The following is a 23,542-nucleotide window of genomic DNA, read 5'->3' as shown; positions in this document are numbered from 1 at the left end:
TGGCTGTGTCACAAGCCATTACCTATGAATTGACGGTAAAGGCAGGACGGTCTGTCACGTTTCTTCTGGATAGTCCTTAATCCGATGTTAATTTACGCTTCATACCCTCAAGATCGTATTTCTCGATATTTCAAAGCGAAATTTTCCGCTTTAATTCGATAGGTAAATCGCTAGTCTTGGGCGCACTACTACGGGATTAAGTACATGCAGTTACGCAATTCACCGGCCCGCTATGGTTGGGTCAGCATGGTTTTGCACTGGGGCGTGGCCCTGGTGGTGTTTGGCTTGTTCGCCCTGGGCCTGTGGATGGTCGGTCTTGACTATTACAGCGCCTGGCGCAAAGACGCGCCGGACTTGCACAAGAGCATTGGCATCACGCTGTTCGCCATCATGCTGGTGCGTATTGTCTGGCGCCTGGTGAGCCCGCCGCCGCCACCGCTGGCCAGCTACAGCCGCATGACCCGTATCGGCGCTGCCTTCGGCCACGGGTTCCTTTATCTCGGGTTGTTTGCCGTGATGATCGCCGGTTACCTGATTTCCACCGCAGACGGTGTCGGTATCCCGGTGTTTGGCCTGTTTGAGATTCCTGCTGTGGTTTCCGGACTACCGGACCAGGCAGATAACGCCGGCCTGGTGCATCTGTACCTCGCTTGGGTGTTGGTGGTCTTCGCCGGCTTGCACGGCGTGGCTGCGTTGAAACACCACTTTATCGATCGTGATGCGACCCTGGTTCGTATGCTGGGGCGCAAAGCCTGATGTTCAACCTCGACTCACAAGGAATAGAAAGCATGTTGAAAAAGACACTCGCTGCGCTGGCAATCGGTACCGCCCTGCTGTCTGCAGGTCAGGTGATGGCTGCTGACTACAAGATCGATAAAGAAGGCCAGCACGCCTTCATCGACTGGAAAATCAGCCACCTGGGCTACAGCTTCATCCACGGCACCTTCAAGGATTGGGATGGCACCTTTAGCTGGGATGCCGCCAAGCCTGAGGCCAGCAAAATCGCGGTCGACGTGAAAACCGCCAGCCTGTGGTCCAACCACGCCGAGCGTGACAAGCACATCGCCAGCAAAGACTTCCTGGACGTTGCCAAGTTCGCTGATGCCAAGTTCGTCTCCACCGCAGTCAAGTCCACCGGCGACAAAACCGCTGACGTGACCGGCGACCTGACCTTCCACGGCGTGACCAAGCCGGTGACCTTCAAGGCCACCTTCAACGGTGAGGGCAAAGACCCGTGGGGCGGCGAGCGCGCCGGCTTCAACGCCAAGACTACTGTCAACCTGAACGACTTCGGCATCAAAGGCCCAGGCCCGTCCTCGCAGACCGTGGATCTGGACATCTCGCTGGAAGGTGTGAAGACGAAGTAATGCTTCGTACGTAGGAGCCGGCTTGCCGGCGATGAGGCCCTTGAGGTTTGCAGTGACCCAATGACCGCTATCGCCGGCAAGCCGGCTCCTACAGTTTCAAAGCGCTAAAAAAATGCCCCGCATCTTTCGATGCGAGGCATTTTTTTTGGCGTTTTGAAACTAGCGGTTGCGCGTCAGCAACGCTGGTTTTTCACCACGAGGGCGGCCTGGCAGTTGATCCAACTGCTCGGGTGTCGGGAAGCGGTCAGCCTTCGACTCCTTGTGGATGATCTTTGGCGCCGGGCCACCGCGTGGGTTCTGCACGGCCGGTTCGGAGGAGCGAGGCTGGTCGTCACGGGCTGGGCGGCGGTTGTTGCTGCGCGAGTCTTCGCGGCGAGCCTGGCCGTCACGGGGTGCACCGTTACGCGGGCCGTTGCGCTTGGCAGGCGGCGTACCGGTGGTGCCGCCGCTGCTGTTGCGCGGGCCGTTCTGGCGACCGCCTTGTGGCTGGCCGCCACGTGGAGCGCCTGCGCCTGCACCCTGTGCCGGGGCACCTGGACGACGGCCACGGCCTTGGGCCGGTTTGGCCTGTGGCACGTAGTCAACGCGGTTACCGAAGTTATCCACATCGTCGTCGAGGAACTCGTCCGGAGCGCGGTCGGCAGCAGCGCGAGGTGGCTGGCTCGGCTGGCGCTGTTCGCGGGCCGGGGTGCCTTCACGGGGTTTCTGCTCACGGGCTGGGCGTTCGCCACGGCCGCTGGAGGCGGATTTTTCCTTGCCTTTGTCTTTGCCTTTGTCGCGACGACCGCCGCCACCACCGCCGCCGTTCGGGCCATCGCCCTTCGGACCGCGTGGGTTGCGCGGGTTGCGCACGTCCGGACGTTCGCGCGCTTCAGGCTTCTCAGCCTCAACGGCGCTGGCATCGAAGCCCATCAGGTCGCCGTCGGCGATTTTCTGCTTGGTCATGCGCTCGATGCTTTTCAGCAGTTTTTCTTCGTCCGGCGCAACCAGGGAGATGGCTTCACCCGAACGACCGGCACGGCCGGTGCGGCCGATACGGTGCACGTAATCTTCATCGACGTTCGGCAGCTCGAAGTTGACCACGTGCGGCAGTTGGTCGATATCCAGGCCGCGGGCGGCGATATCGGTGGCAACCAAGATGCGCACAGAGCCGGCCTTGAAGTCAGCCAGGGCCTTGGTGCGCGCGTTCTGGCTCTTGTTGCCGTGGATGGCGACGGCGGTGAGGCCGTGCTTGTCCAGGTACTCGGCCAGGCGGTTGGCGCCGTGCTTGGTACGGGTGAAGACCAACACCTGTTCCCACGCACCGGCGGTGATCAGGTGGGCCAGCAGCGCACGCTTGTGGCTGGCTGGCAGGCGGAAGACGCGTTGCTCGATGCGCTCGACCGTGGTGTTCGGCGGCGTGACTTCGATGCGCTCCGGGTTGTGCAGCAGCTTGCCGGCCAGGGCAGTGATGTCCTGGGAGAACGTGGCCGAGAACAGCAGGTTCTGGCGTTTGGCCGGCAGGCGGGCGAGGACTTTTTTCACGTCATGGACAAAGCCCATGTCGAGCATCCGGTCGGCTTCGTCCAGCACGAGGATTTCCACGTGGGACAGGTCGACGCTGCCTTGGCCGCACAGGTCGAGCAAACGACCCGGGCACGCGACCAGCACGTCCACGCCGCGGGACATGGCCTGAACCTGTGGGTTCATGCCGACGCCGCCGAAGATGCAGGCGCTGACGAACTTCAAATCGCGGGCATACAGCTTGAAGCTGTCGTGCACTTGGGCTGCGAGTTCGCGGGTGGGGGTCAGGACCAGTACGCGCGGTTGGCGCGGGCCGTGACGCTGGGATTTGTCCGGGTGACCATTGGGAAACAACCGCTCCAGAATCGGGAGGGCGAAGCCGCCGGTTTTACCAGTACCTGTCTGAGCCGCAACCATCAGGTCGCGACCTTGCAACACGGCGGGAATGGCCCGCTGTTGCACCGGAGTAGGCTCGGTATAGCCCGCTGCCTCGATGGCGCGGACTAAAGCCTCGGAGAGACCGAGGGAAGCAAAGGACATGAGTAATCCTGTTTTAGTTAGGGCTTGGCCCAAAGGGATAATCTTGCCGGGCGTGAATGACGCTTAGGGGAGCGAAATCCCGTCCGGTCCTGCTGCGTCTGGCGGGCACTCCACCGGCTCGCGCGGGCTGAAAGCTGCGCTGTAGCGGGGTTGGGTGCCTTTTTCAAGACCTCAGCGGCCGGGCGTGAGCCTGGCGGAAAGGCCGGAGTATAACAGAGCAATCACGGCGCGCTGCTTTCCTGCTGCTCAACGGTGTGTCCAGACCCCGTAATCGCTTGGATTCCACCATATTTGGCGCTCAAGACGCTATAGGCTGGTTCTTGTTTGAAGCGTTTGAGCTCGGCGGCAAAGCGCTGTACCAACAGGTCCATGCCCGCGCCACGGCGCACCGCGAGGAACTGCTGCTGGCGGCTGACCACCACGGGAGCCTGGCTGACCTTGCCTTCCAGGCCCAGCGCCTTGATCACATGCTGGCCCACCCGGCGGTCCGTGATCACCATGTCGATGCGCCCGAGCATCAATTTGCCGAAGTTGGCCTCATGACTGGGGGCAGGCTCGCGGTTGAACAGGGTGGAATCGCTGAATGCTGCGCCGTACAGATACCCCGGCGACGTACCGACAGTAAGGCCGCGCAGATCTTCGAGGCTTTGAACGGGGTGGGGGCGCTCATTGGCGTAGAACAGCACGAACTCCACCTCCGACAGCGGTTCGCTGGGGTACAGCAGCAATGCGTCGCGCTCATGGCTGTGGAAAATATCCAGCGCCCCGTCGGCATTCCCTTGGTCGAGCATGGCCAGGCAGCGCTTCCAGGGCAGGAACTGCCATTGCACCTCAATGCCCAGGCGCTGGAATACGATGACGGTGGCTTCGTAGTCCAGGCCGCGCATGGTGCCTTTGTCGTCGTACACATAAGGCGCCCAGGGCTCGGTCACAATACGCAGTTTCTCGCCATAAGCGGCCAGGCTCAGGCAAGTAAAGAGGGCGGCGGTCAACAACTTGAGAATGACGGGCATGCCCTGAGGTTACGATGCTCCTGCCCTAAAGAGAAGCTCTGGCACGCGCATCCGCAGGCGGGGCTATTGGGTCGGCGACCTCATCAAATGCTCATAGATCGCCGCGCGGCGTTCGCCGAGAATCAGGCGCACCACGGGGTTGGCGAACCAGTGTTCCAACTGGTGGGCTTCCAGCGGGCGTTTCTGGCGTTCTTCCAGGTTCTGTCGGGCTTTGTCCCACCAAACCGGGCCACAGGCTTGGTCGAATTCGTTCTCGTGCTCGTAGCAACCATAGAGAATTTCGCGGATGAACTGCTGCTGGTGTTTGGGCAATACCAGCGTGATCAGCTTGTACAGCAGGCGTTGCAGGCGGGGAGGGCGTGGCAGGTGTGAGGAGACCTGGCGAGTGTCGGCCAGTGCCAATGCGCTGGTCGGGGCTGACGCATGCTTGGCGATCCAGGCCTTGACCTTGGCGCGGAACAGTTGCTTGCGACTCCAGTAATGATGGATCAGGTCCGGGCATTCGCGCACGTTGACCGTGCGATAGGCCGCGATCGACAGGCAGAACTCTTCGAGGGTGTAGGCGCCTTGGGCATGGGGAAACAGTTCGTCCATCAGCTCGATGGAGCGATCAAGGATGTGCGCGTCCTGTTGCGTCAGGCCCATGACCCCGGAATTGAGGGTCATCATGTCATCGTCGGCCACACCCATATCCAACAGACGCTGGTGCAAGGCGGTGTAAAGGATACTTTCGTGGTTATCGCCGTACTTGGTGTAGAAGGCGTTGCACAACAGGGTGCCAGGCTGCACGCGCTCAAACAGGTCCATGGGTGAATGATGGAAGAAGGTGTCGGTGTCGATCAGCATGGCCACCGGGGACTCTTCCAGCACTTGGCGCAACACCACATGCTTGGTGCGGAAGTGATAGCCGTGGGGCTCGCTCCAGCGCTTGCGCGTGGCTTCGTCCAGCGGGCGTACGCGCACGGGTAAAAGGCGATAGGGCTCGGGGTTGTCGCTGAATACCTGGATATCCACGGCGGCGTCCGGGGTGTCCCGCAGGAAGGCCAGCGCACTGGCGATGCTGAACACCGCTTCCTGGTGGTAGGTCTCGGAGCCGAAGACCAGGTAGACCAGTTGTGGGCGGGAAGTCGTGGGCACTGTATTCATGGACTGCTGGGTTCCGTGGGCACGTAAAACGGCGAAGGCCCTCGTAGAGACGAAGGCCTTGGCACAGTCGGACAAACTTCAGCGTGGCAGCTTGAGGTTGTTCCAGATGGCAAGGCTGGGTTCAGCCTGGTTCAGGGTATAGAAGTGCAACCCTGGCGCGCCACCTTGCAACAAATCTTCACACATAGTGCTGATGACCTGCTCGCCAAACGCCTGGATGCTCTTGACGTCGTCGCCATAGGCTTCCAGTTGTTTGCGCACCCAACGTGGGATCTCTGCACCGCAGGCGTCGGAGAAGCGCGCCAGCTTGCTGTAGTTGGTGATCGGCATGATGCCCGGCACGATCGGGATGTTCACGCCCATCGCCCGCACACGCTCGACGAAGTAGAAGTAGCTGTCGGCGTTGAAGAAGTACTGGGTGATCGCACTGTCGGCGCCGGCGTTGGCCTTGCGCACGAAATTCTGCAGATCGTCTTCGAAACTATGTGCCTGGGGGTGCATCTCCGGGTACGCCGCCACTTCGATATGGAAGTGGTCGCCGGTTTCTTCACGGATGAAGCTCACCAGGTCATTGGCGTGGCGCAGCTCACCGCTGGCCATACCCATACCGGACGGCAGGTCGCCGCGCAGGGCGACGATGCGCTTGATGCCGGCGGCCTTATATTGCGTCAGCAGGCCGCGCAGGTCGTCCTTGCTGTCGCCCACGCACGACAAGTGCGGAGCGGCGGGAACTTTGACTTGGCTTTCCAGCTGCAACACGGTGTTGATCGTGCGGTCACGGGTCGAGCCGCCGGCGCCGTAGGTGCAGGAAAAGAAGTCGGGGTTGTAGCTGGCCAACTGGGTGGCCGTGGCCATCAGTTTTTCATGCCCAGCATCGGTCTTGGTCGGGAAGAACTCGAAGCTGTAGCGACGATCTTGGGACATGGTCGTATCCTTGGAAACTCAAAACTGGAAGGCTTACACCGTCAATGTGGGAGCGGGCTTGCTCGCGAATGCGGTGGGTCAGTCATGATTGCTTCGACTGACACTCCGTATTCGCGAGCAAGCCCGCTCCCACACAAGCCCGCTCCGACAGGGAGAGAGCCGGTTACTTAGTAACGATAAGCGTGCGGCTTGAACGGACCTTCAACGGTCACGCCGATGTAGTCGGCCTGGGTCTTGGTCAGTTGAGTCACTACGCCGCCGAAGCCACGTACCATTTCCAGGGCCACTTCTTCGTCGAGTTTCTTCGGCAGTACTTCCACGGTCAGGCGCTCGGCCTTCTGGGCAGGCGACAGGTCGGCGTATTTCTGGCCGAACAGGAAGATCTGCGCCAGTACCTGGTTGGCGAACGAGCCGTCCATGATGCGGCTTGGGTGGCCAGTGGCGTTGCCCAGGTTAACCAGGCGGCCTTCAGCCAGCAGGATCAGGTAGTCATCGTTCTGCGGGTCGAAATCACCTGCGCCGGTACGGTGAACCTTGTGTACCTGTGGCTTCACTTCTTCCCATGCCCAGTTCTTGCGCATGAAAGCGGTGTCGATTTCGTTGTCGAAGTGGCCGATGTTGCAGACAACAGCACGCTTCTTCAGAGCTTTGAGCATGTTTGCGTCGCAAACATTCACGTTGCCGGTGGTGGTCACGATCAGGTCGATCTTGCCCAGCAGCGCCTTGTCGATGCTCGCTTCGGTGCCGTCGTTCTGGCCGTTGATGAACGGCGAAACCACTTCGAAACCGTCCATGCACGCTTGCATGGCGCAGATCGGGTCAACTTCGGAGACTTTAACGATCATGCCTTCCTGACGCAGGGACTGGGACGAACCCTTGCCCACGTCACCGTAGCCGATCACCAGGGCTTGCTTGCCCGACAGCAGGTGGTCGGTGCCGCGCTTGATGGCATCGTTCAGGCTGTGACGGCAGCCGTACTTGTTGTCGTTCTTGCTCTTGGTCACCGAGTCGTTGACGTTGATGGCCGGGATTTTCAGCTCGCCCTTGGCCAGCATGTCCAGCAGACGGTGTACGCCGGTGGTGGTTTCTTCGGTTACACCGTGGACGCGGTCCAGGATCTGCGGATACTTCTTGTGCAGCAGCTCGGTCAGGTCACCGCCGTCGTCGAGGATCATGTTGGCATCCCAAGGCGCGCCATCCTTGAGGATGGTTTGCTCCAGGCACCACTCGTACTCTTCTTCGGTCTCGCCTTTCCAGGCGAATACGGCGATACCGGCAGCAGCGATAGCGGCAGCGGCCTGGTCTTGAGTCGAGAAGATGTTGCAAGACGACCAACGTACTTCGGCACCCAGGGCAACCAGGGTTTCGATCAGCACGGCAGTCTGGATGGTCATGTGGATGCAGCCGAGGATCTTCGCGCCTTTGAGCGGCTGCTCAGCCGCGTACTTGCGGCGCAGACCCATCAGGGCAGGCATTTCGGATTCGGCGATAAAGGTTTCGCGACGGCCCCAGGCGGCGAGGGACATGTCGGCGACTTTGTAGTCGTTGAAATCTGCAGGCGTGTTTACTGCGCTCATGAAGAGCCTCCATTCGTAGTGTGCGAATGGGCGCCGTTGTGCGTTTAGTATCCAACTGGCTAACCAGGCCGGACAACGCCCCATCCGAGCCTGACAGGTTGAACCTGCTGCAGCGCCCCTCGGACAGGTGGCGGGAGAACGGTATCAACTAGAGATGACCGTTTTGAAACGGCGCCGATTATAGCTGTGTGCGTCAGACTTCCCAAGCCTTTCCGTCGGCCATATGAAGATCGCTGATGGGGTTGATAGGCAATGGCGCATAGAGCTTGGGCCCAGGCTCTGCCATGATGTTGCCCATCATTCGGCAAGACGCTTTGGAGTGACCATGAACTTCCACACCCGCAAATGGGTAAAACCCGAAGACCTCAACCCCAACGGCACTCTGTTCGGCGGCAGCCTGCTGCGCTGGATCGACGAAGAAGCCGCGATCTATGCCATTGTCCAACTGGGCAACCAGCGCGTGGTGACCAAGTACATTTCCGAAATCAACTTCGTCAGCGCCTCGCGCCAGGGCGACATCATCGAACTGGGCATTACGGCTACCGAATTTGGTCGCACTTCCATCACCCTGACCTGTGAAGTGCGCAACAAAATCACCCGCAAAAGCATCCTCACAGTAGAGAAGATGGTCTTCGTCAACCTGGGCGAAGACGGTTTGCCGGCGCCCCACGGTCGCACCGAGATCAGGTATGTGAAGGACCAATTCAAGGACGATAGCCTTCCCGAGTAAACCAGCAGCGGCCTGATTTGCTTTACCAAATCATTCCGCGCGGATCTTTCCCGGGCGCTCTCATCACTCAGGACTACACCCTGTAGAGAGAGCCCGTGGATGAAAGTGTTTAACTCGATTGCCAAGACCCAACCCTCATTGACTGAAAAGGCGTATTCCACGACCCATCAAGCGGTCGGGGCGCCGCTGGTGGAGGGGGTTGGCGCGCGCAATGTGACACTCATGCGTGATCAGCGGGGACGGGTAGACGTGTTTTTATCGGCACCCCCTGTCACCAGCTTGGTACTCAGTGGGGGTGGCGCCAAGGGCATTGCTTTCTCAGGGGTGGTGCGGGCACTTGAAGATGCCCAGAAGTTGCAAGGTATCCAATCGATCTCCGGCTCATCTGCCGGTGCGATTTCGGCGGCCTTGATTGCCAGTGGCATGGGCGCTGAAGCGTTCGACCGGTTGTCGGACGGTATAGATTTGCCCAGCCAGCTGAACAGCAAAGACGCGGTGACGGCCTGGATGCAGGAAGCCAGTTCGACATTGGGCAAGCTTGTGGGGCGCTTGCCCGGCGCCGTCGGCAGTACCTCTCAGTTGTTGATGACCTTGCTGCCGCGCCTGCAGAGTGAGGCATTTCCCCTTGAGGAACTGGTCCGCAACGAGTCGCGCCGGTCGATTCTGGGGCATATCGCGCAAACCCCTCGGGAAACCCGCTCGGCCGAAGTCATGCGCATTGCTGACAGGTTGAGTGCCGGTAGTGGCCCTACGTTTGGCGATCTTGAGGTGTTGAACCGACACATTCCCGCAATCAAGCAACTCAACATCACCGGCACCGGCATGTTCGCTGGCCGTCCTCAGTTGGTGGTGTTCAATGCCAGCCTGACCCCGCAGATGGACATCGCCCGGGCGGCGCATATTTCCGGTTCGTTGCCACTGGTGTTCAAAAGCCCGGTGGAACAAGGGCACGGTTTTCAGGCTTCAGCTGAAAGCACCGCGTTCAAGGACGGTGGCTTGCTGCTCAATACCCCGGCTCCAGGGGTGGTGGATCGGGTGTTTCCCGAGAGCCCTCTGGCCAAGTCTGAGTCGCTGATCGTCAAGTTCGAGTCCGACGCACCTGATACGCGAGCGCGCACTGGCAGTTTTCTCGGCAGTGTGGCAGATCGCATCACAGGCGTTGCGCATACGGCTGCTGGAGCCTTCCAAGACAAAAAGCTCGAGGCGTTCGCCGAGCAGATCGTGACATTGCCCCTGAAGACCGAAAAAGGCGATTTTCGAGGGCTGCTCACGGGCACGGTCAACTTCACGATGCAGGATGAGCAGAAGCAACATCTGCAAGCGAAGGCGCGCCAGGTGGTAGATGCGCATTTGGAGCGCCGCACCACGGCACTGGAGCAGCACTCGTTCCAGTCGCTGAGTGATGCGGTGTTGGCCATGGATGATGCAATGCTTGCCAGCGTGCAGCCAGCGCTGCAAAAAGACCCGGCCGCCTCGGATGTGCTGATGTTTCGGAAAACCGCGCAACAGGCGTTGCAAGTACTGGATGCCTCGATTGCCGAGGCTAACCAGGCAAAGGGCGCGCTGGTGCTCACGCCGAGAATCTTATCGTCCCTGCGTAATCTCGATGCCCTGGCCCAGCGTCCTGAGCAAATTGATTGGTTGGCGCGACGCCTCAACGTCGCCAATCAACCCAACTTTCAGCAGTTGCTGCAAGTGGCGGCGAGGCAGATCGCAGGCGGTGCATTGCCGATATCCAAGGTCATTGGCAGTGCTGTCGCTGAGATGAGCGTGCGTGATATTGCGATAAAAGCTGAAAACTTTACGCGGGAGGTGATCTACCCGTCGCTGTTTCGACCCGGCCAGCCCAAATCCAATGTTGAACTGTTGCACCGTGCGGCTCAGGACCTGGCATGGGCCACCACCCCCGCCGCATTCAACCGGGTACTCGACACCCTCGCTGACAGTTACAAGGCGCGTAACAAACCCTGGGACAAGGCCTTCCGTTCAACCACCGTGGAGATGGCCAAGGCCTGGAGGTTGCAGGTTTAGTTGCCTGGCCACTGAACAGCCATCGCGGCGGCGTGTCGTAGCTACACGCACCCTTTGGACTCCGGAAAATCATGGCCACTGACGAATCAGGCAAAACCCCCAACCTGTCGCAGGAAGAGCAGCAGGACGTCGACAAGAATCAGCCGCCTCGAGCGGCGGTGTTGCATGAAATCATTCGCACCCAGGGCGACCAGGAGTTGGAGCGCAGCGTCGCCGCCTTGTGGTGGTCGGCCTTGGCAGCCGGGTTGACCATGGGGTTGTCGCTGATGGCGATGGGGTTGCTGAACTCGCGGCTGCCGGATGGTGAAGCGTTCAAGGTGATCGCCAGCTTTGGTTACTGCGCAGGCTTCCTGGCGGTGATCCTTGCGCGCCAGCAATTGTTTACTGAAAACACCCTGACGGCCGTGTTGCCGGTAATGAGCAAGCCCACGTTGGGCAACGCCGGGCGACTGTTGCGGTTATGGACAGTGGTGCTGGTCGGCAACCTGTGCGGCACCCTGCTGGTGGCGTATGTGATGCTGCACCTGCCGATCTTCGATACCCGGACTGACCAGGCCTTCCTCGAGATCGGGCGCAAGATCATGGAAAACGACGCTGGCCAGATGTTCGCCAAAGGCATCATCTCCGGCTGGATGATCGCGACCATGGTGTGGATGATCCCATCGATGGAAAGCGCCAAGATGTTCATCATCATCTTGATTACCTACCTGATGGCGCTGGGGGACTTTACCCATATCGTGGTGGGCTCGGCGGAAGTGTCGTACTTGGTGTTTGCTGGCGAGTTGGCGTGGAAGGACTTCTGGCTGGTGTTTGCCGGACCGACCTTGGCAGGCAATATCATCGGCGGCAGCTTTATCTTTGCGTTGATCAGCCACGCGCAGATTCGCAGCGAAACCAAGGCGCCTTCTGGTACTCACCCAGGCGCAGGGAAACAGCACCCTCAGCGTAAGGAAAAGATCTGAAATCGCCCCGCAAAGGCTCGAGCGCACGCTTTGCGGGGCGTTTGGAATAGAGCCGTCAGGCATTGAACGGTGCGCTGGCGGGCTCGACCGCTGTTGTACTGTCAGGCGCCTTCAATTGACCCTCCCACCGGGCAATCACCAAGGGGGCCAACGCGTTGCCCAGTACATTCAAAGCTGTGACCGGCATATCCATCAGGCGATAGACCCCTGCGATGATCGCCACGCCCTCCACGGGGAGCCCAGCTGTGGTCAAGGTCGCAGTAAGGATGATAAACATGAAGCCTGGTACGCCCGCTGCACCCTTCGAAGTCAACACCATGATCAATATCAGCATGCCCTGATCTGCCAGGCTCAAGTCGATGCCATACGCTTGGGCGATGAACAATGTGCCCAGGGCGGCAAACAGCGATGCACCATCCAGGTTGAACGAGTAGCCCAGCGGGATAACCATGCTGGTGATAGGGCGTGGCGCGCCATAGCGCTCCATCTTCTCGATCAGTTGAGGCATTACCGTTGCCGAGGCGGCGCTGCTATAGGCCAGTAGCAACTCACTGCGTATTTCTCGCACCAAGTGGAAAAAGCGCACGCCCGCCAGCCGTGCGACAGCGCCCAATACGCACAATGCAAATAACAGCACCGCCACATACGTCGTGCCGATCAGCTTGGCCAATGGCAGCAAGGCATTGAGGCCATAGCTGGCGACAGTGACCGCGATCAGTCCGAAAATTCCAATCGGCGAGTAACGCATGACTAGGTGGGTGACTTTGAACATGGTGTCGGAGACGCCTTGCATCACACTGATCAACGGCGCTTTGCGCTCCTCGGGCAGCATGGACAGCGCACAGCCGAACAGAATGGCGAAAAACAGCACCGAGAGCAGCTTGCCCTGCGACATGGCCAGGACGACATTATCCGGCACGATCGCTAGTAACGTTTGGCCCAGGTTCTGCGTGGTGCCGTTGGCGACCAGCCCTGTGACCGGCGTCTGCAGCGTGCTGGCGAACTCGGCACCTGCGCCTGGCTCGACGACATTGGCAACCACCAGGCCGAACACGATTGCAATACTGGTGATCGTGAAGAAATAAACGAAGGTCTTTATGCCGACGCGCCGCAGGGCGGCAGGATTGCCCATGCCGGCAATGCCGACCGTCATGCAGGCGAAGACCAGAGGCACGACGATCATCTTCATCAGCTTGATGAACAGGTCACCTGCCGGTTGCAGCAGATTGTCAATGAACCAGGCCTTATGTTCGGGGAACTGGTTGAGCAGGATGCCGACAATTATCCCGGCCGCCAGGCCGATCATGATGCGGGTGACAAGGCTGGTTGGTTTTCTGATGGTCATGGGGGGTAGCCCTTTATTGTTGTCGTTGTCAGGGATTTACTGCGCGAACAGTCCTGCGTAGTCCTTGAAGCCTTTCACTTCGATGGGGTTGCCACTGGGGTCGAGAAAAAACAGGGTGCGTTGTTCGCCCGGCTCGCCGGCGAAGCGGATCACGGGCGGGATTTCGAAGGGCGTGCCCAGGTGGGTGAGACGTTCGGCCAGCACCGTCCACTCCTCAAGCGGCAGCACGACGCCAAGATGCGGCATCAAGACATGATGCTCACCTACCAGGCCGGTACGCGTGGTGGGAAAGGGCGTGCCCAGGTGCAGTGAAAGCTGGTTGCCGAAAAAATCGAAGTCGATCCAGGTCTCGCTGCTACGGCCTTCCGTGCAGCCCAAAACATCTCGATAAAAAATGCGCGCCTGGTTTAGGTCATAAACATGGTATGCAGCGTGGAAAGGTCTGTTCATGGGGGATCTCCGGGTGGGGGAGCCCTCAAATTAAACAGACCGTATATCCGGGTAAAACGGATTCGCCTTGGTCTGAGCGAAAGGAAAACTTATGGATGTTCGATTCCTGAGAAGCCTGGTCGCCGTCATTGAAGCCGGCTCCATTGCTGCGGCCGCACGACGTGAAAACCGTACGGCGGCGGCGATCAGCCAACGGATCAAGGCGCTTGAGCGGACGCTGGGTTGCACGCTGCTTATGCGCTCGGCGCATGGTGCCTGTGCCTCGGACCAGTGCCTGCTGTTGTTACCAAAGATTCAGGCAGTCATTGAGCAGGCGCGCGAGTTGCAGGAGGACCTGAGCCAAGATGGTTTATCGGGAGAGATCAAGATTGGTGCTATTTCAACGGCATTGACCGGCGTCTTGCCAGAAGCGATCGAGCGAATGGCGCTGTCGGCACCGAGGCTGAGACTGAAGATCACACCAGGAGATTCCAGAAGCCTCTATGAACGATTGCTGACCCAAGAATTGGACGCGGTGATTCTTGTCAGACCACCGTTTCAGCCGCCCAAGGCGTTGACGGCGACTTTGTTGCGGGTCGAACCGTTGATTCTGATTGCGCCCACGGAGTGGGGAACGCGGACGTTGGAAGCATTGCTGCGTGAACAGTCACTGATCCGCTACGACGCTCGGTCCTGGGGTGGGCAGATTGCCCAGCGTTATCTGGAGGACCAGTCGTTTGATCCACAGGTGTTGTGCGAGTTGGATGCCTTGGAAACCATTGCCATACTCGTCGCCCAAGGCATGGGTGTATCACTGGTACCGCAGTGGGCGGGGATGTCATGCAATGGCCTATCCGTCTTGCCGGTCGACGACGCGCCGCGCTATGCGCGGGACTTGGTTGTCATGCATAGCTCGACGCCGCGCCGCCCGGTGGCGATGCGGCATCTGCTTGAACACCTGTGCAGAGCGTCGATGGACAAACGTGTGGTGTAAGGCTTACTGCGGCTCGGCTACGCGTTTTACGACTCTACCAATGGTCAAGCCCTGCAACAGGATCGACGACAGCACCACAATGTAGGTGATGCTCAGCAGCAGGTCGCGTTCCGGACCCAGCGGCAAAGCCAGTGCCAGTGCCACCGAGACTCCGCCACGCAAACCGCCCCAAGTGAGGATGCGGATGGTGCCGCGCGGCACGGTGCGCCAGCGCCGTAGCAACAGAATCGCCGGGGCCACCGTCAACAGGCGCGACAACAGGATTGCCACGGCCAGCAGGCTGGCGGCGAATACATGCAGCCAGTTGAACGGCAACAGCAGCAGTTCCATGCCGATCAGGGCGAACAGCAGGGCGTTGAGCATGTCATCGAGTAATTCCCAGAAGCCATCGAGGTAGCGACGGGTCATGTCATTCATCGCCAGCTTGCGGCCCAGGTTGCCGATGATCAGGCCGGCGACCACCATCGCAATCGGTGCCGAGACATGCAGTTCGGTGGCCATCGCCGAGCCGCCGATCACCAGGGCGAGGGTCAGCATCACTTCGATCTGGTGCTGCTCGATGCTCTTGATCATCAGGTAGACCAGGTAGCCAATCAGCCCGCCGAACACCACGCCGCCGATGGCTTCATGGGCGAATAGCATGGCGGTGGCGCCGAGGGTGGGCGTTTCACCCAATTGAGCGATACCCAGCAATACGGTGAAGACCACCACGGCGGTGCCATCGTTGAACAGCGATTCGCCGACGATGGTGGTTTTCAGCGGTTTCGAGGCATTGGCCGTACGCAATACACCCAGCACCGCAATCGGGTCGGTAGGCGAAATCAGCGCACCGAACAGCAGGCAGTAAAGGAAGCTCACATGCCAACCAAACAGGGCGAAGATGTAATACGCCAGGCTGCCGATCACCCCGGTCGCGATCAATACGCCGAAGGTCGCCAGCAGGCCGATGGGCCAGCGATAGCTGCGCAGGTCGTTCAGGTTCACGTGCAGGGCGCCGGCGAACAGCAGGAACGACAGCATCCAGTTCATCAGCAAATCGCCGAAGTCGATCTGGCCGATCAACTGCTGGATGCGCTCTTCCAGGCCTGGGTAACCGAGAACGCTCAAGCCTTGCAGGATCAGCGAAAACAACAGGGCCGTGACCATCACACCGATGGTGGGCGGCAGACCGATAAAGCGGAAGTTCACATAGGTGAGCAGGGTGGTGAGGCAAATAAAGGCGGCGACAAGTTCAAGCATCCGGGGTCCTTGGAAGTTGGGTGGCAGTGCGTTGTTGGGGGGATGGACCGCGCCACAGACGCGATGTTGCAAGGCATTGGATAAAACGCCATAGAACCTTTGGGTGAGCCAGGGCTCATAGCGGGTGAGTGCGGTTTGGTATTTATAGTGCTAAAACTCTAATCGCTGTTTAAAACTACAAAAGGAATGTGTGATGACGGTCGCTTTCTGGTGTGTGTTGATCGCAATTTTTCTACCCTACCTGTGCACAGGTGTGGCCAAGTTCAGCGGTGGCAAGTTCGGCCCACGGCAGAACCATGACCCGCGTGCTTTCCTGGACACCCTTGAAGGGTTTGCCAAGCGTGCCCACAGTGCCCAGCTCAACAGTTTCGAAGTCACGCCGGCCTTCGCGGCGGCAGTGATCATCGCGCACCTGGCCGGCACGGCCGAATTGGTGACCATCAATGTGCTGGCCGTGCTGTTTATCACCAGCCGCCTGCTGTACATCATCTGCTACCTGGCAGACTGGGCGATGCTGCGTTCGCTGGTGTGGTTCGTGGGGATGGTGTTGATTGCGAGTTTCTTCTTCGTCTCGATCTGACGGGTTGATGAAGATCCCCTGTGGGAGCGGGCTTGTGTGGTGAGCGGGCTTGCCCCGCGCTGGGCTGCGCAGCAGCCCCTATCAGCCTCACCACATTGCTTCAGGCGCGCCGAGGCGTATGGTTTTAGGGCGGCTTCGCCACCCAGCGCGGGGCAAGCCCGCTCACCACAGCAAGCCTGCTCACCCCAATACATTGAGTTGGGCAGAGCGTCTTCAGCTCCCGGGACTCACATCCGGCACCTGGGGCAACGCTGCACCCTTTGGCCACAACATCCAGATCTGCCCCTGCTGCTTCATATTCCCAGCCAGGTCACCCGCCGCATCGCCGGTGCCCCAGAACAAATCTGCACGCACTTCACCCGTGATCGCGCCACCGGTGTCCTGTGCCGCAACGGGCCGTGCGATTGGCGAACCATCGGGCTTGGTGGTCGACAGCCACAACAGGCTGCCCAGCGGAATCACCTTGCGATCCACCGCCACGCTGTAGCCGGCGGTCAATGGCACGTTTAACGAGCCGCGCGGGCCTTCGTTGCTGTCGGGGCGCGCGCTGAAGAACACGTAGCTCGGGTTGCTCGCCAGCAGTTCCGGAATGCGCTGCGGGTGCGCCTTGGCCCAGGCACTGATGGCACCCATAGTGACGTCTTCCTTCTTCAGCTCGCCTTGCTCCACCAACCAGCGGCCGATAGGGCGATAGGGGTAGCCGTTCTGGTCGCCATAACCGACGCGCAGTTGGCGCCCACCCGCCAGTTGGATGCGGCCAGATCCCTGGATTTGCAGGAATTGCAGGTCCATCGGGTCCGTCAGCCAGGCAATCGGTTTGGCCGTGGAACCCTGGCCGTTGATGGCGTTGGCATCGTCGTAAGGCTTGAGCACACGACCTTCCAGGCGACCGCGCAGGCGCTTGCCCTTGAGTTCGGGGTAGATACTTTCCAGGTTGACGATGATCAGGTCGTCTGGCACGCCGTATACCGGCACGTTGGCTTTGGCGGTCTTGGTCAGGCTGCCGGGGTAGACCGGTTCGTAGTAGCCGGTGATCAAGCCGTTGGGCGTGTTGTCGGCAGAGCGCAGGCCGAACACATCCAGACGTTCCTTGAGGAAGCCCCGCACCGCCGCCGCATTTGCGGGCACGGTCGCAGCGGCTGCGCACGTCGCACCCCAGATCGGGTCCGCCTTGAGGCGTTGGCAGGCGCTGCGCCAGGATTCAAATCCCGCCAGCAAGTCGCTGTCGGACACCGCCGGCAACGCTTCCCACGGCGCATTGACATAAGTGGCGACGGCGTGGGGCTTGGGTGTTTCATCTTGGGCTGTTTCTTTGCCCGCGTCGCAGCCGGCCAGCAGTGCGATCATCGGCAGAGCCCACGCCAGGCGCCGGCTCCAGGGTTTCAAGGTGACATTCATACAAACACTTCCTGAAGCGGTTGCCCGCGTCGCAACGCTGCTGGGCAACCCTTATTATTAATAGGGCTATTGGTCTTTGCGGGCGAGGCGAGGATACTGGCCGCCGTCTCCCGTGACCTCGAAGCAACCATGACTTTTAAAAGACTGACTGTTGTATTGCTGGCCTGCCTGACACTGTCCGCCTGTGGCGGCGTGGATCCGAATTCGCCGCTGGGCCAGCGCAAGGCGATCTTCAAACAGATGCTCAAGACCGGCGAAGACCTGGGCGGCATGCTGCGTGGGCGTATCCCGTTCGACGGTGCCAAATTTGCCGAAGGTGCGGTCAAGTTGGACGCGTTGTCCCATGAGCCTTGGAAGCATTTTCCGAGTGTGCGCGAAGAAGATCACACCAGTGCCAAGGATGATGTCTGGCAGAAGCAGGCGCAATTCCAGCAACTGGCCCGCGACCTTGAAGCGGCCACCGGTGAATTGGTGACCGCGAGCCAGGTTCAGCCTTACAAAGCCAGCAACCTGGGGCCGGCAGTGCAGAAAGTCGAAGATGCCTGCAGCGCCTGCCATAAGCAGTTCCGGGACCACTGACGGTTTTACTGATCGAGTTCTTCCACCGCGTCCTGCAGTTCTTTGCGGGACTCGGCGAGTTTGTCCTTACGTTTGTTGATCTTGTCTGCGTCGCCTTTTTTCATGGCCTTGTCGAGGTCGGCCTGACGGCGGCTGACTTCATGCTTGGCATCAAGCACCTTGTTTTCGCGCTCCTTCTTCAAGGACGCGTCGGTGCAATTGGCGGTGACTTCGCTCAGGGCTTTTTCCAGGCCGGCTTGCTGGGCGCTGTTGCCGTGGGCTTTGGCCTGTTCGATCTGCGTGCTGATGGCTTGGCGCTTGGCGGCGCAGCCGGTGAGCTGAGGGGCCTCTTCGGCGGCCAGCAGGGGGGTCGCCATGAAGCTTGCGACGGTCAACAGGGCAAAGGGGGCTAGAAATTTCATGTGGAGCTCCAAGGTCGCAATCTGGTGGTCGGCTCGGGTTCAAAAACCGTCGATGCCGGCCACGTGTAATGTGTTTGCCAAGGCCCGTACTTGCGGGTCGCGGAAAAAAGCGCTCAGTTGCGCCGCGCGGCCCGGGCCGATGCCATCGATGGCCAGCCAGGCCTGGGTGTCGCGCGCGACTAGCGTCTGCCAGTCGCCTTCCAGGTTGTTGCGTGCCGCAGGCGGTACGCCCAAGGCTTTGAGCCATTGAGCAAAGGACTGTTGCCGCGCGTTGTGGAGGCTTTCGAGCACGCGCGCGCGGCTGCGATCACCCAAGCCATCAATGTTAGCAAGCTCTGCCGCATCCAGGGTTAACCAATCGAGAAAGCCTGCGATTAGACCGGCCTGGATCAATATGTTCCAGGTCTCGCGGCCTATATGGGGTAATGCAAGGCCTTGATTGCTGCTCAGCCAGGTCAGGCGCGCGAGTAACTGCTCTTCGCAGCCAGGGTCCAGTTGCCAGCAGCTCAAGGCATGAAAGTCCCGTGGGTCAGGCACTTTCAGGTCTGCCCGGTGAGTGTTTCGCAGGATGACTTCATCCAGTCGCGGGATCACCTGGCCCGCCAGGCTGATGGAAACCTGGTCGCCAGGGCGGATATCCAGCGCTTGCCAACGCTTCAATGAACCGGTACTCACCCGGCTGATCTGCCGGTCATCCAACCGCACGGGTTCCAGCTCAAGCATGGGTGTAATGCGTCCGGTGCGACCGATCTTGAATTGCACACTGCGCACCAGTGCCAGGGCCTTGGCAGCCGGATACTTCCAGGCCACCGCCCAATAAGGTTCGCTGGCTTGCCAGCGTTTGGCGGGTGCGCGCTGCGCCTGGTGCAGCACCACCCCATCGCTGGCGAATGGCAATGGATGGTTGTACCAATAGGTGCGCCAGTGCGTGGCTTCGGCGATATCCCGGATGGGCTGACTGTAGCGTCGGCTATCAGTAAAACCCCAGCGTGCCAGTGTGGCCAGGCGCTCGGTAAACGAGTCAGGCCCCTCCGGCCACGCCCACACGAACAGGCCTATACCGGCTGCGTCGGCGTCGCTCAGATGCAGGCGGCTCATCAGCCCGGCCACCTTGCTGCGGGCATTGAGCCCGCCGTTTGCCGATTGCACATGGTCGTCGAGTCGCCAGTAGAGTTCGCCTTGCAGCACCAGGTCGATAGGCTCCGGCAGTTGCTGGACAATGCCGGGGATCCTGCGCGCGGACACTGACCAGTCGCGGCCCATCAAGCCGTCGCCCCGGCTGATCACGTGCCGTAGGCGACCTCGTTGATAGACCAGCGTCACTGCCACGCCATCCACCTTGGGTTGAATCCATACCTCTTCGCGTGTTTGCAGCCAGGTATCGACCGCCTGTTCATCTAGCAGCTTCTCAAGACCCGTATGGGCAATGGGGTGAGCTTGGGTGCCGCGTGAACCCGCCAGTGGCTTGTCGGGTTTCGTTAGGGCATCGGGGAAACATTGGCGCCAGCGGGCCAGGCGTTGACGCGCCTGATCATAGAGTTCGTCGCTGACGGGGGATTGGTTGAGGCGGTGGTAGCTGTCGTCCCACAAGCGTATCTGTTCGGCCAAGGTCTTGACCTGTGCCCGGTCTGCGTCGGGACACTCCTCGGCCCACGCCACGCTGGGTAAAATGCTGAGTAAAAGCGCTAGCAGTAAATACATCATGAGCATCCTTGCTCGAAAAGGGTGCCCAGCCTAAATGATCCACTCAGGCACAAAAAAGCCCCGACGTTGCGGGGCTTTTTACTGGGTGTTTCTATTTACTTGAACAGACCACCCAGGGCCTTCACGGCGTCTGGCTTATCTGCCTTGGCCTCCTGTGTTTGCTGCTTTGCGTCGGCTTTGGCCTGGGCTTCAGAAAGTTTGTCACAACCTTTGTTGATCTGGTCCTGCGCGGCTTTGAAGGCCTTCACTTTCAGGGTGTCTTTCTGAGCTTCGGCGGCCTCGATCTTGGCTTGCAGGTCGTTGGCTTGTTTCTGGCAATCGCCGGAGTTGCCGCCACCCAGTTGGGCGCTCAGGGCGCCACTCAGTGCGCTCAGGTCAGCGGCGTTTACCGGCAGGGCGAACAGGCTGAGCAGAAGGGCGGCAGGGGCGAGCGTGGAAATGCGCATGAAAAACCTCAATGTTCGATTGCCTGCGCACTGATGAGTCCCGGGCTGGCGCAGGGCAATATCCAAATAAGGTGAAGGGCCCGAGAGGGCGCGGATTCTAAGGGGCCATCATTTGGCCTGCAAGCTTTGGATCCAAAAAGCGTGAAGGTCGTCGCGCAATAAAAAAGCCCCGCCGGAATAATCCGGCGAGGCTTTTGTGCATCGATAGCGATTACAGGCCGGCGGCAGTGCGCAGGTCGTTGGCGCGGTCGGTTTTTTCCCAGGTGAAGGTGGTGAACGTGTCGTCGCCGACAGTCTTCTGCGCAGGGGTACGACCGAAGTGGCCGTAGGCTGCGGTTTCCTGGTACATCGGGTGCAGCAGGTCGAGCATGGTGGTGATCGCGTAAGGGCGCAGGTCGAAGATCTCACGCACCAGCTTCACAATCTTGTCATCGCTGATCTTGCCGGTGCCGAAGGTATTCAGCGAGATCGACGTAGGCTGGGCCACACCAATGGCGTAGGAAACCTGAATCTCGCAGCGCTCGGCCAAGCCGGCGGCGACGATGTTCTTCGCCACGTAACGACCTGCGTAGGCCGCTGAACGGTCAACCTTGGATGGATCTTTACCCGAGAACGCGCCGCCGCCGTGACGGGCCATGCCGCCGTAGCTGTCGACGATGATCTTGCGACCGGTCAGGCCACAGTCACCTACCGGGCCGCCGATGATGAACTGGCCGGTCGGGTTGATGTGGAACTGGGTGTCCTTGCTGAGCAGTTCGGCCGGCAGCACGTGCTTGACGATCAGCTCCATCACGCCTTCGCGCAGGTCGGCGTAGGACACGTCCGGGTTGTGCTGGGTCGACAGTACGACAGCGTCGATACCGACGACTTTGCCGCCTTCATAACGGCAGGTCACCTGGGACTTGGCGTCCGGGCGCAGCCACGGCAGCAAGCCGGATTTACGCGCTTCGGCCTGACGCTGTACCAGTTGATGCGAGAAGGTGATCGGCGCAGGCATCAGCACGTCGGTTTCGTTGCTGGCATAGCCGAACATCAGGCCCTGGTCGCCGGCGCCTTGATCTTCAGGCTTGGCACGGTCGACACCCTGGTTGATGTCCGGGGACTGCTTGCCGATGATGTTCATCACGCCGCAGGTCGCGCCGTCGAAGCCGACGTCGGAGCTGGTGTAGCCGATGTCGGTGATCACGTCACGAACGATCTGCTCCAGGTCAACCCAGGCGGTGGTGGTCACTTCGCCAGCGATGATCGCTACACCGGTTTTCACCAGAGTCTCGCACGCCACACGGGCGAACTTGTCTTCAGCAATGATGGCGTCCAGTACCGCGTCAGAAATCTGGTCGGCGATTTTGTCCGGATGCCCTTCAGACACGGACTCGGAGGTGAAAAGGGAGTATTCGCTCATCTCGATGTTTTCCTGATATTTACCGATGGTGAGTGTCGCCAGCCGGCCGCTGAAAATGGCGGACCTGGATCTGGAAACCATTACGTAAACCTACATAGAGGCTTTCCCCGGGAACAAGTCCCGCAGCGGTGGCCCAACGGGCCAGATCATCCTGTTCAAAACCCAACCAGAGATCACCGCAGGCCTCCCTGGCCCAATTCTGGTTGTGGCTGCATAAATCCGTAACCAACAGGCTACCGCCGGGGTGCAGCAGCCCGGCCATTTGCTTGAGGGCGTCGGCGGGGGCGGCGAAATGGTGCAAGACCATGTTCAACACCACGCAGTCGGCCTTTAAATTTGTGCTGTTCAGTGCGTCGGCCAATTGGAGGCTGACGTTGCCCAGCGACTCACGCTCGCAGAGCTGGCGCGCCAGTTCGAGCATCGCCGGACTGTTGTCCAACGCTGTGACTTGCTGAAAACGCCGTGCCAGCTCTGGCAGGAAACCGCCGTCGCCAGGGCCGACTTCCAGTGCCGTGGCGTCATCACTGAAGCTCAATTTGTCGAGCAGCGCCAATACGCTGTCGCGGTATTGGGCTAGGCCAGCAATCAGGTCTTGCTGGGCGCGAAATTTCTCGGCAACCCGTGCGAAAAAATCCTGGCTGGCGGCGGCGCGTTGCCCATGCACCTGGCCGATGCGCGACTGTACGTCGCCCGGCAGGCTCAGGTTATCCACTTCTTCAAGCAGGGCTGCGTGCAGTTTGCCGCCCAGCAGCTCGGTATGGGGCAGCGCGCGGCGGTAGAAAATCGCATTGCCTTCCCGGCGGGTAGCCACCAGGTCGGCCTGGGCCAGCACCTTCAAATGGTGGCTCATGCCGGATTGGCCGATGGCAAAGATCTGCGCCAGTTCCAGTACGCCGAAGGAATCGTTGGCCAGTGCGCGCAACACGTTCAAGCGCAACGGATCGCCAGCGGCCTTGCACAAGGCTGCCAGTTCATCGCCGTCGTCGGGGCGCAGTGAGGGCATGGGTAGATTCATAAGGCCAGCAGTCTAGTGACGGGCGGAATGCATCGCAAGGCCAATATCAAAAAGTTTTGATATTGATCGATAAGTGGCGGTTATAAGCCGCCGCTATAACCTTTAGACGAACCGGCTAAAGGTTTCTGCAAGGGATTGATGACCAAAGCACAGGAAAAACGTCCTCAAGTGACTATCTGTCATTGCCCGCAGGCGGTGGCTGAGGGAAAATGCCGGT

Annotated in this window: 22 protein-coding genes and 1 riboswitch; of the genes, 8 read left to right on the top strand and 14 right to left on the bottom strand. The window is 60.0% G+C overall.

Going from position 1 to position 23,542, the window contains the following annotated elements; genetic code table 11:
• Positions 1-204 precede the first annotated feature (204 nt).
• Together RB216_RS27305 and RB216_RS27300 are read left to right on the top strand one after the other, a co-directional pair.
• A complete protein-coding gene (locus tag RB216_RS27305; RefSeq protein WP_028618276.1) occupies positions 205-756 on the top strand; it encodes a cytochrome b in 552 nt (183 codons plus the stop codon).
• A gap of 32 nt (positions 757-788) precedes the next feature.
• Positions 789-1,367 (top strand): YceI family protein, encoded by a 579-nt coding sequence (locus RB216_RS27300; RefSeq protein WP_028618275.1) that lies wholly within the window; start codon positions 789-791, stop codon positions 1,365-1,367.
• Positions 1,368-1,526: 159 nt separating this feature from the next.
• On the opposite strand, the gene rhlE2 is transcribed toward RB216_RS27300, so the two are convergent.
• The 5 genes from rhlE2 to ahcY all read right to left on the bottom strand — a co-directional run bounded on the left by rhlE2 (position 1,527) and on the right by ahcY (position 8,070).
• Entirely contained in the window at positions 1,527-3,410 is a 1,884-nt protein-coding gene (rhlE2, locus tag RB216_RS27295) for an RNA helicase RhlE2 (RefSeq protein WP_028618274.1), read from the bottom strand.
• A gap of 221 nt (positions 3,411-3,631) precedes the next feature.
• Positions 3,632-4,423, bottom strand: coding sequence for a substrate-binding periplasmic protein (locus tag RB216_RS27290; protein WP_028618273.1), 792 nt, complete (start codon positions 4,421-4,423; stop codon positions 3,632-3,634).
• A gap of 63 nt (positions 4,424-4,486) precedes the next feature.
• Positions 4,487-5,569 (bottom strand): hypothetical protein, encoded by a 1,083-nt coding sequence (locus RB216_RS27285; RefSeq protein ID WP_308908092.1) that lies wholly within the window; start codon positions 5,567-5,569, stop codon positions 4,487-4,489.
• A 78-nt stretch (positions 5,570-5,647) separates the two neighbouring features.
• Positions 5,648-6,493: a methylenetetrahydrofolate reductase [NAD(P)H] gene (gene metF / locus RB216_RS27280; protein WP_028618271.1), complete on the bottom strand. Its 846-nt coding sequence runs from the start codon at positions 6,491-6,493 to the stop codon at positions 5,648-5,650.
• A 167-nt stretch (positions 6,494-6,660) separates the two neighbouring features.
• Positions 6,661-8,070 (bottom strand): adenosylhomocysteinase, encoded by a 1,410-nt coding sequence (gene ahcY / locus RB216_RS27275; RefSeq protein ID WP_016977735.1) that lies wholly within the window; start codon positions 8,068-8,070, stop codon positions 6,661-6,663.
• 21 nt (positions 8,071-8,091) lie between these two features.
• A riboswitch (S-adenosyl-L-homocysteine riboswitch) is annotated at positions 8,092-8,197 on the bottom strand.
• Between the two features lie 198 nt (positions 8,198-8,395).
• Here ahcY and RB216_RS27270 point away from each other — a divergent pair.
• From RB216_RS27270 to RB216_RS27260, 3 genes are all read left to right on the top strand, one after another.
• Positions 8,396-8,800, top strand: coding sequence for an acyl-CoA thioesterase (locus tag RB216_RS27270; protein WP_010207175.1), 405 nt, complete (start codon positions 8,396-8,398; stop codon positions 8,798-8,800).
• Between the two features lie 99 nt (positions 8,801-8,899).
• Positions 8,900-10,831 (top strand): patatin-like phospholipase family protein, encoded by a 1,932-nt coding sequence (locus RB216_RS27265; protein ID WP_308908091.1) that lies wholly within the window; start codon positions 8,900-8,902, stop codon positions 10,829-10,831.
• A 71-nt stretch (positions 10,832-10,902) separates the two neighbouring features.
• Positions 10,903-11,793, top strand: coding sequence for a formate/nitrite transporter family protein (locus RB216_RS27260; protein WP_068937834.1), 891 nt, complete (start codon positions 10,903-10,905; stop codon positions 11,791-11,793).
• A 55-nt stretch (positions 11,794-11,848) separates the two neighbouring features.
• On the opposite strand, the gene RB216_RS27255 is transcribed toward RB216_RS27260, so the two are convergent.
• Positions 11,849-13,138, bottom strand: a complete 1,290-nt coding sequence (locus tag RB216_RS27255; RefSeq protein WP_308908090.1) for a cation:dicarboxylate symporter family transporter — start codon at positions 13,136-13,138, stop codon at positions 11,849-11,851.
• A 36-nt stretch (positions 13,139-13,174) separates the two neighbouring features.
• Entirely contained in the window at positions 13,175-13,588 is a 414-nt protein-coding gene (locus RB216_RS27250) for a VOC family protein (protein ID WP_028618267.1), read from the bottom strand.
• A 91-nt stretch (positions 13,589-13,679) separates the two neighbouring features.
• On the opposite strand from RB216_RS27250, the gene RB216_RS27245 reads away from it, so the two are divergent.
• Complete coding sequence (locus RB216_RS27245) at positions 13,680-14,561, top strand: LysR substrate-binding domain-containing protein (protein ID WP_028618266.1); 882 nt, start codon at positions 13,680-13,682, stop codon at positions 14,559-14,561.
• A gap of 3 nt (positions 14,562-14,564) precedes the next feature.
• Here the strand turns inward: RB216_RS27245 and RB216_RS27240 are convergent, their stop codons facing one another.
• On the bottom strand, positions 14,565-15,800 hold the full coding sequence (locus RB216_RS27240) for a cation:proton antiporter (RefSeq protein WP_028618265.1): 1,236 nt from the start codon (positions 15,798-15,800) through the stop codon (positions 14,565-14,567).
• A 193-nt stretch (positions 15,801-15,993) separates the two neighbouring features.
• On the opposite strand from RB216_RS27240, the gene RB216_RS27235 reads away from it, so the two are divergent.
• Complete coding sequence (locus RB216_RS27235; protein WP_028618264.1) at positions 15,994-16,380, top strand: MAPEG family protein; 387 nt, start codon at positions 15,994-15,996, stop codon at positions 16,378-16,380.
• 213 nt (positions 16,381-16,593) lie between these two features.
• Here the strand turns inward: RB216_RS27235 and mltA are convergent, their stop codons facing one another.
• A complete protein-coding gene (mltA, locus tag RB216_RS27230) occupies positions 16,594-17,778 on the bottom strand; it encodes a murein transglycosylase A (RefSeq protein WP_308908089.1) in 1,185 nt (394 codons plus the stop codon).
• A 129-nt stretch (positions 17,779-17,907) separates the two neighbouring features.
• Between mltA and RB216_RS27225 the strand changes: the two genes are divergently transcribed.
• Positions 17,908-18,357: a c-type cytochrome gene (locus RB216_RS27225; protein ID WP_028618262.1), complete on the top strand. Its 450-nt coding sequence runs from the start codon at positions 17,908-17,910 to the stop codon at positions 18,355-18,357.
• A 5-nt stretch (positions 18,358-18,362) separates the two neighbouring features.
• Here the strand turns inward: RB216_RS27225 and RB216_RS27220 are convergent, their stop codons facing one another.
• The 5 genes from RB216_RS27220 to RB216_RS27200 all read right to left on the bottom strand — a co-directional run bounded on the left by RB216_RS27220 (position 18,363) and on the right by RB216_RS27200 (position 23,325).
• Positions 18,363-18,758: a DUF1090 domain-containing protein gene (locus tag RB216_RS27220; RefSeq protein ID WP_068937837.1), complete on the bottom strand. Its 396-nt coding sequence runs from the start codon at positions 18,756-18,758 to the stop codon at positions 18,363-18,365.
• A gap of 39 nt (positions 18,759-18,797) precedes the next feature.
• A complete protein-coding gene (ligB, locus tag RB216_RS27215; RefSeq protein WP_308908088.1) occupies positions 18,798-20,462 on the bottom strand; it encodes an NAD-dependent DNA ligase LigB in 1,665 nt (554 codons plus the stop codon).
• 95 nt (positions 20,463-20,557) lie between these two features.
• Entirely contained in the window at positions 20,558-20,908 is a 351-nt protein-coding gene (locus RB216_RS27210) for a hypothetical protein (RefSeq protein ID WP_028618259.1), read from the bottom strand.
• Positions 20,909-21,119: 211 nt separating this feature from the next.
• A complete protein-coding gene (metK, locus tag RB216_RS27205; protein WP_028618258.1) occupies positions 21,120-22,310 on the bottom strand; it encodes a methionine adenosyltransferase in 1,191 nt (396 codons plus the stop codon).
• A 19-nt stretch (positions 22,311-22,329) separates the two neighbouring features.
• The gene (locus RB216_RS27200; RefSeq protein WP_028618257.1) at positions 22,330-23,325 is read right to left on the bottom strand and encodes an ArsR/SmtB family transcription factor; all 996 of its coding nucleotides are present in this window, start codon (positions 23,323-23,325) and stop codon (positions 22,330-22,332) included.
• Between the last annotated feature and the right edge of the window lie 217 nt (positions 23,326-23,542).

The sequence above is a fragment of the Pseudomonas canadensis genome (assembly GCF_030980095.1).
Lineage (GTDB): Bacteria > Pseudomonadota > Gammaproteobacteria > Pseudomonadales > Pseudomonadaceae > Aquipseudomonas > Aquipseudomonas canadensis.
This window is presented reverse-complemented; position numbering and strand designations above follow the sequence as displayed.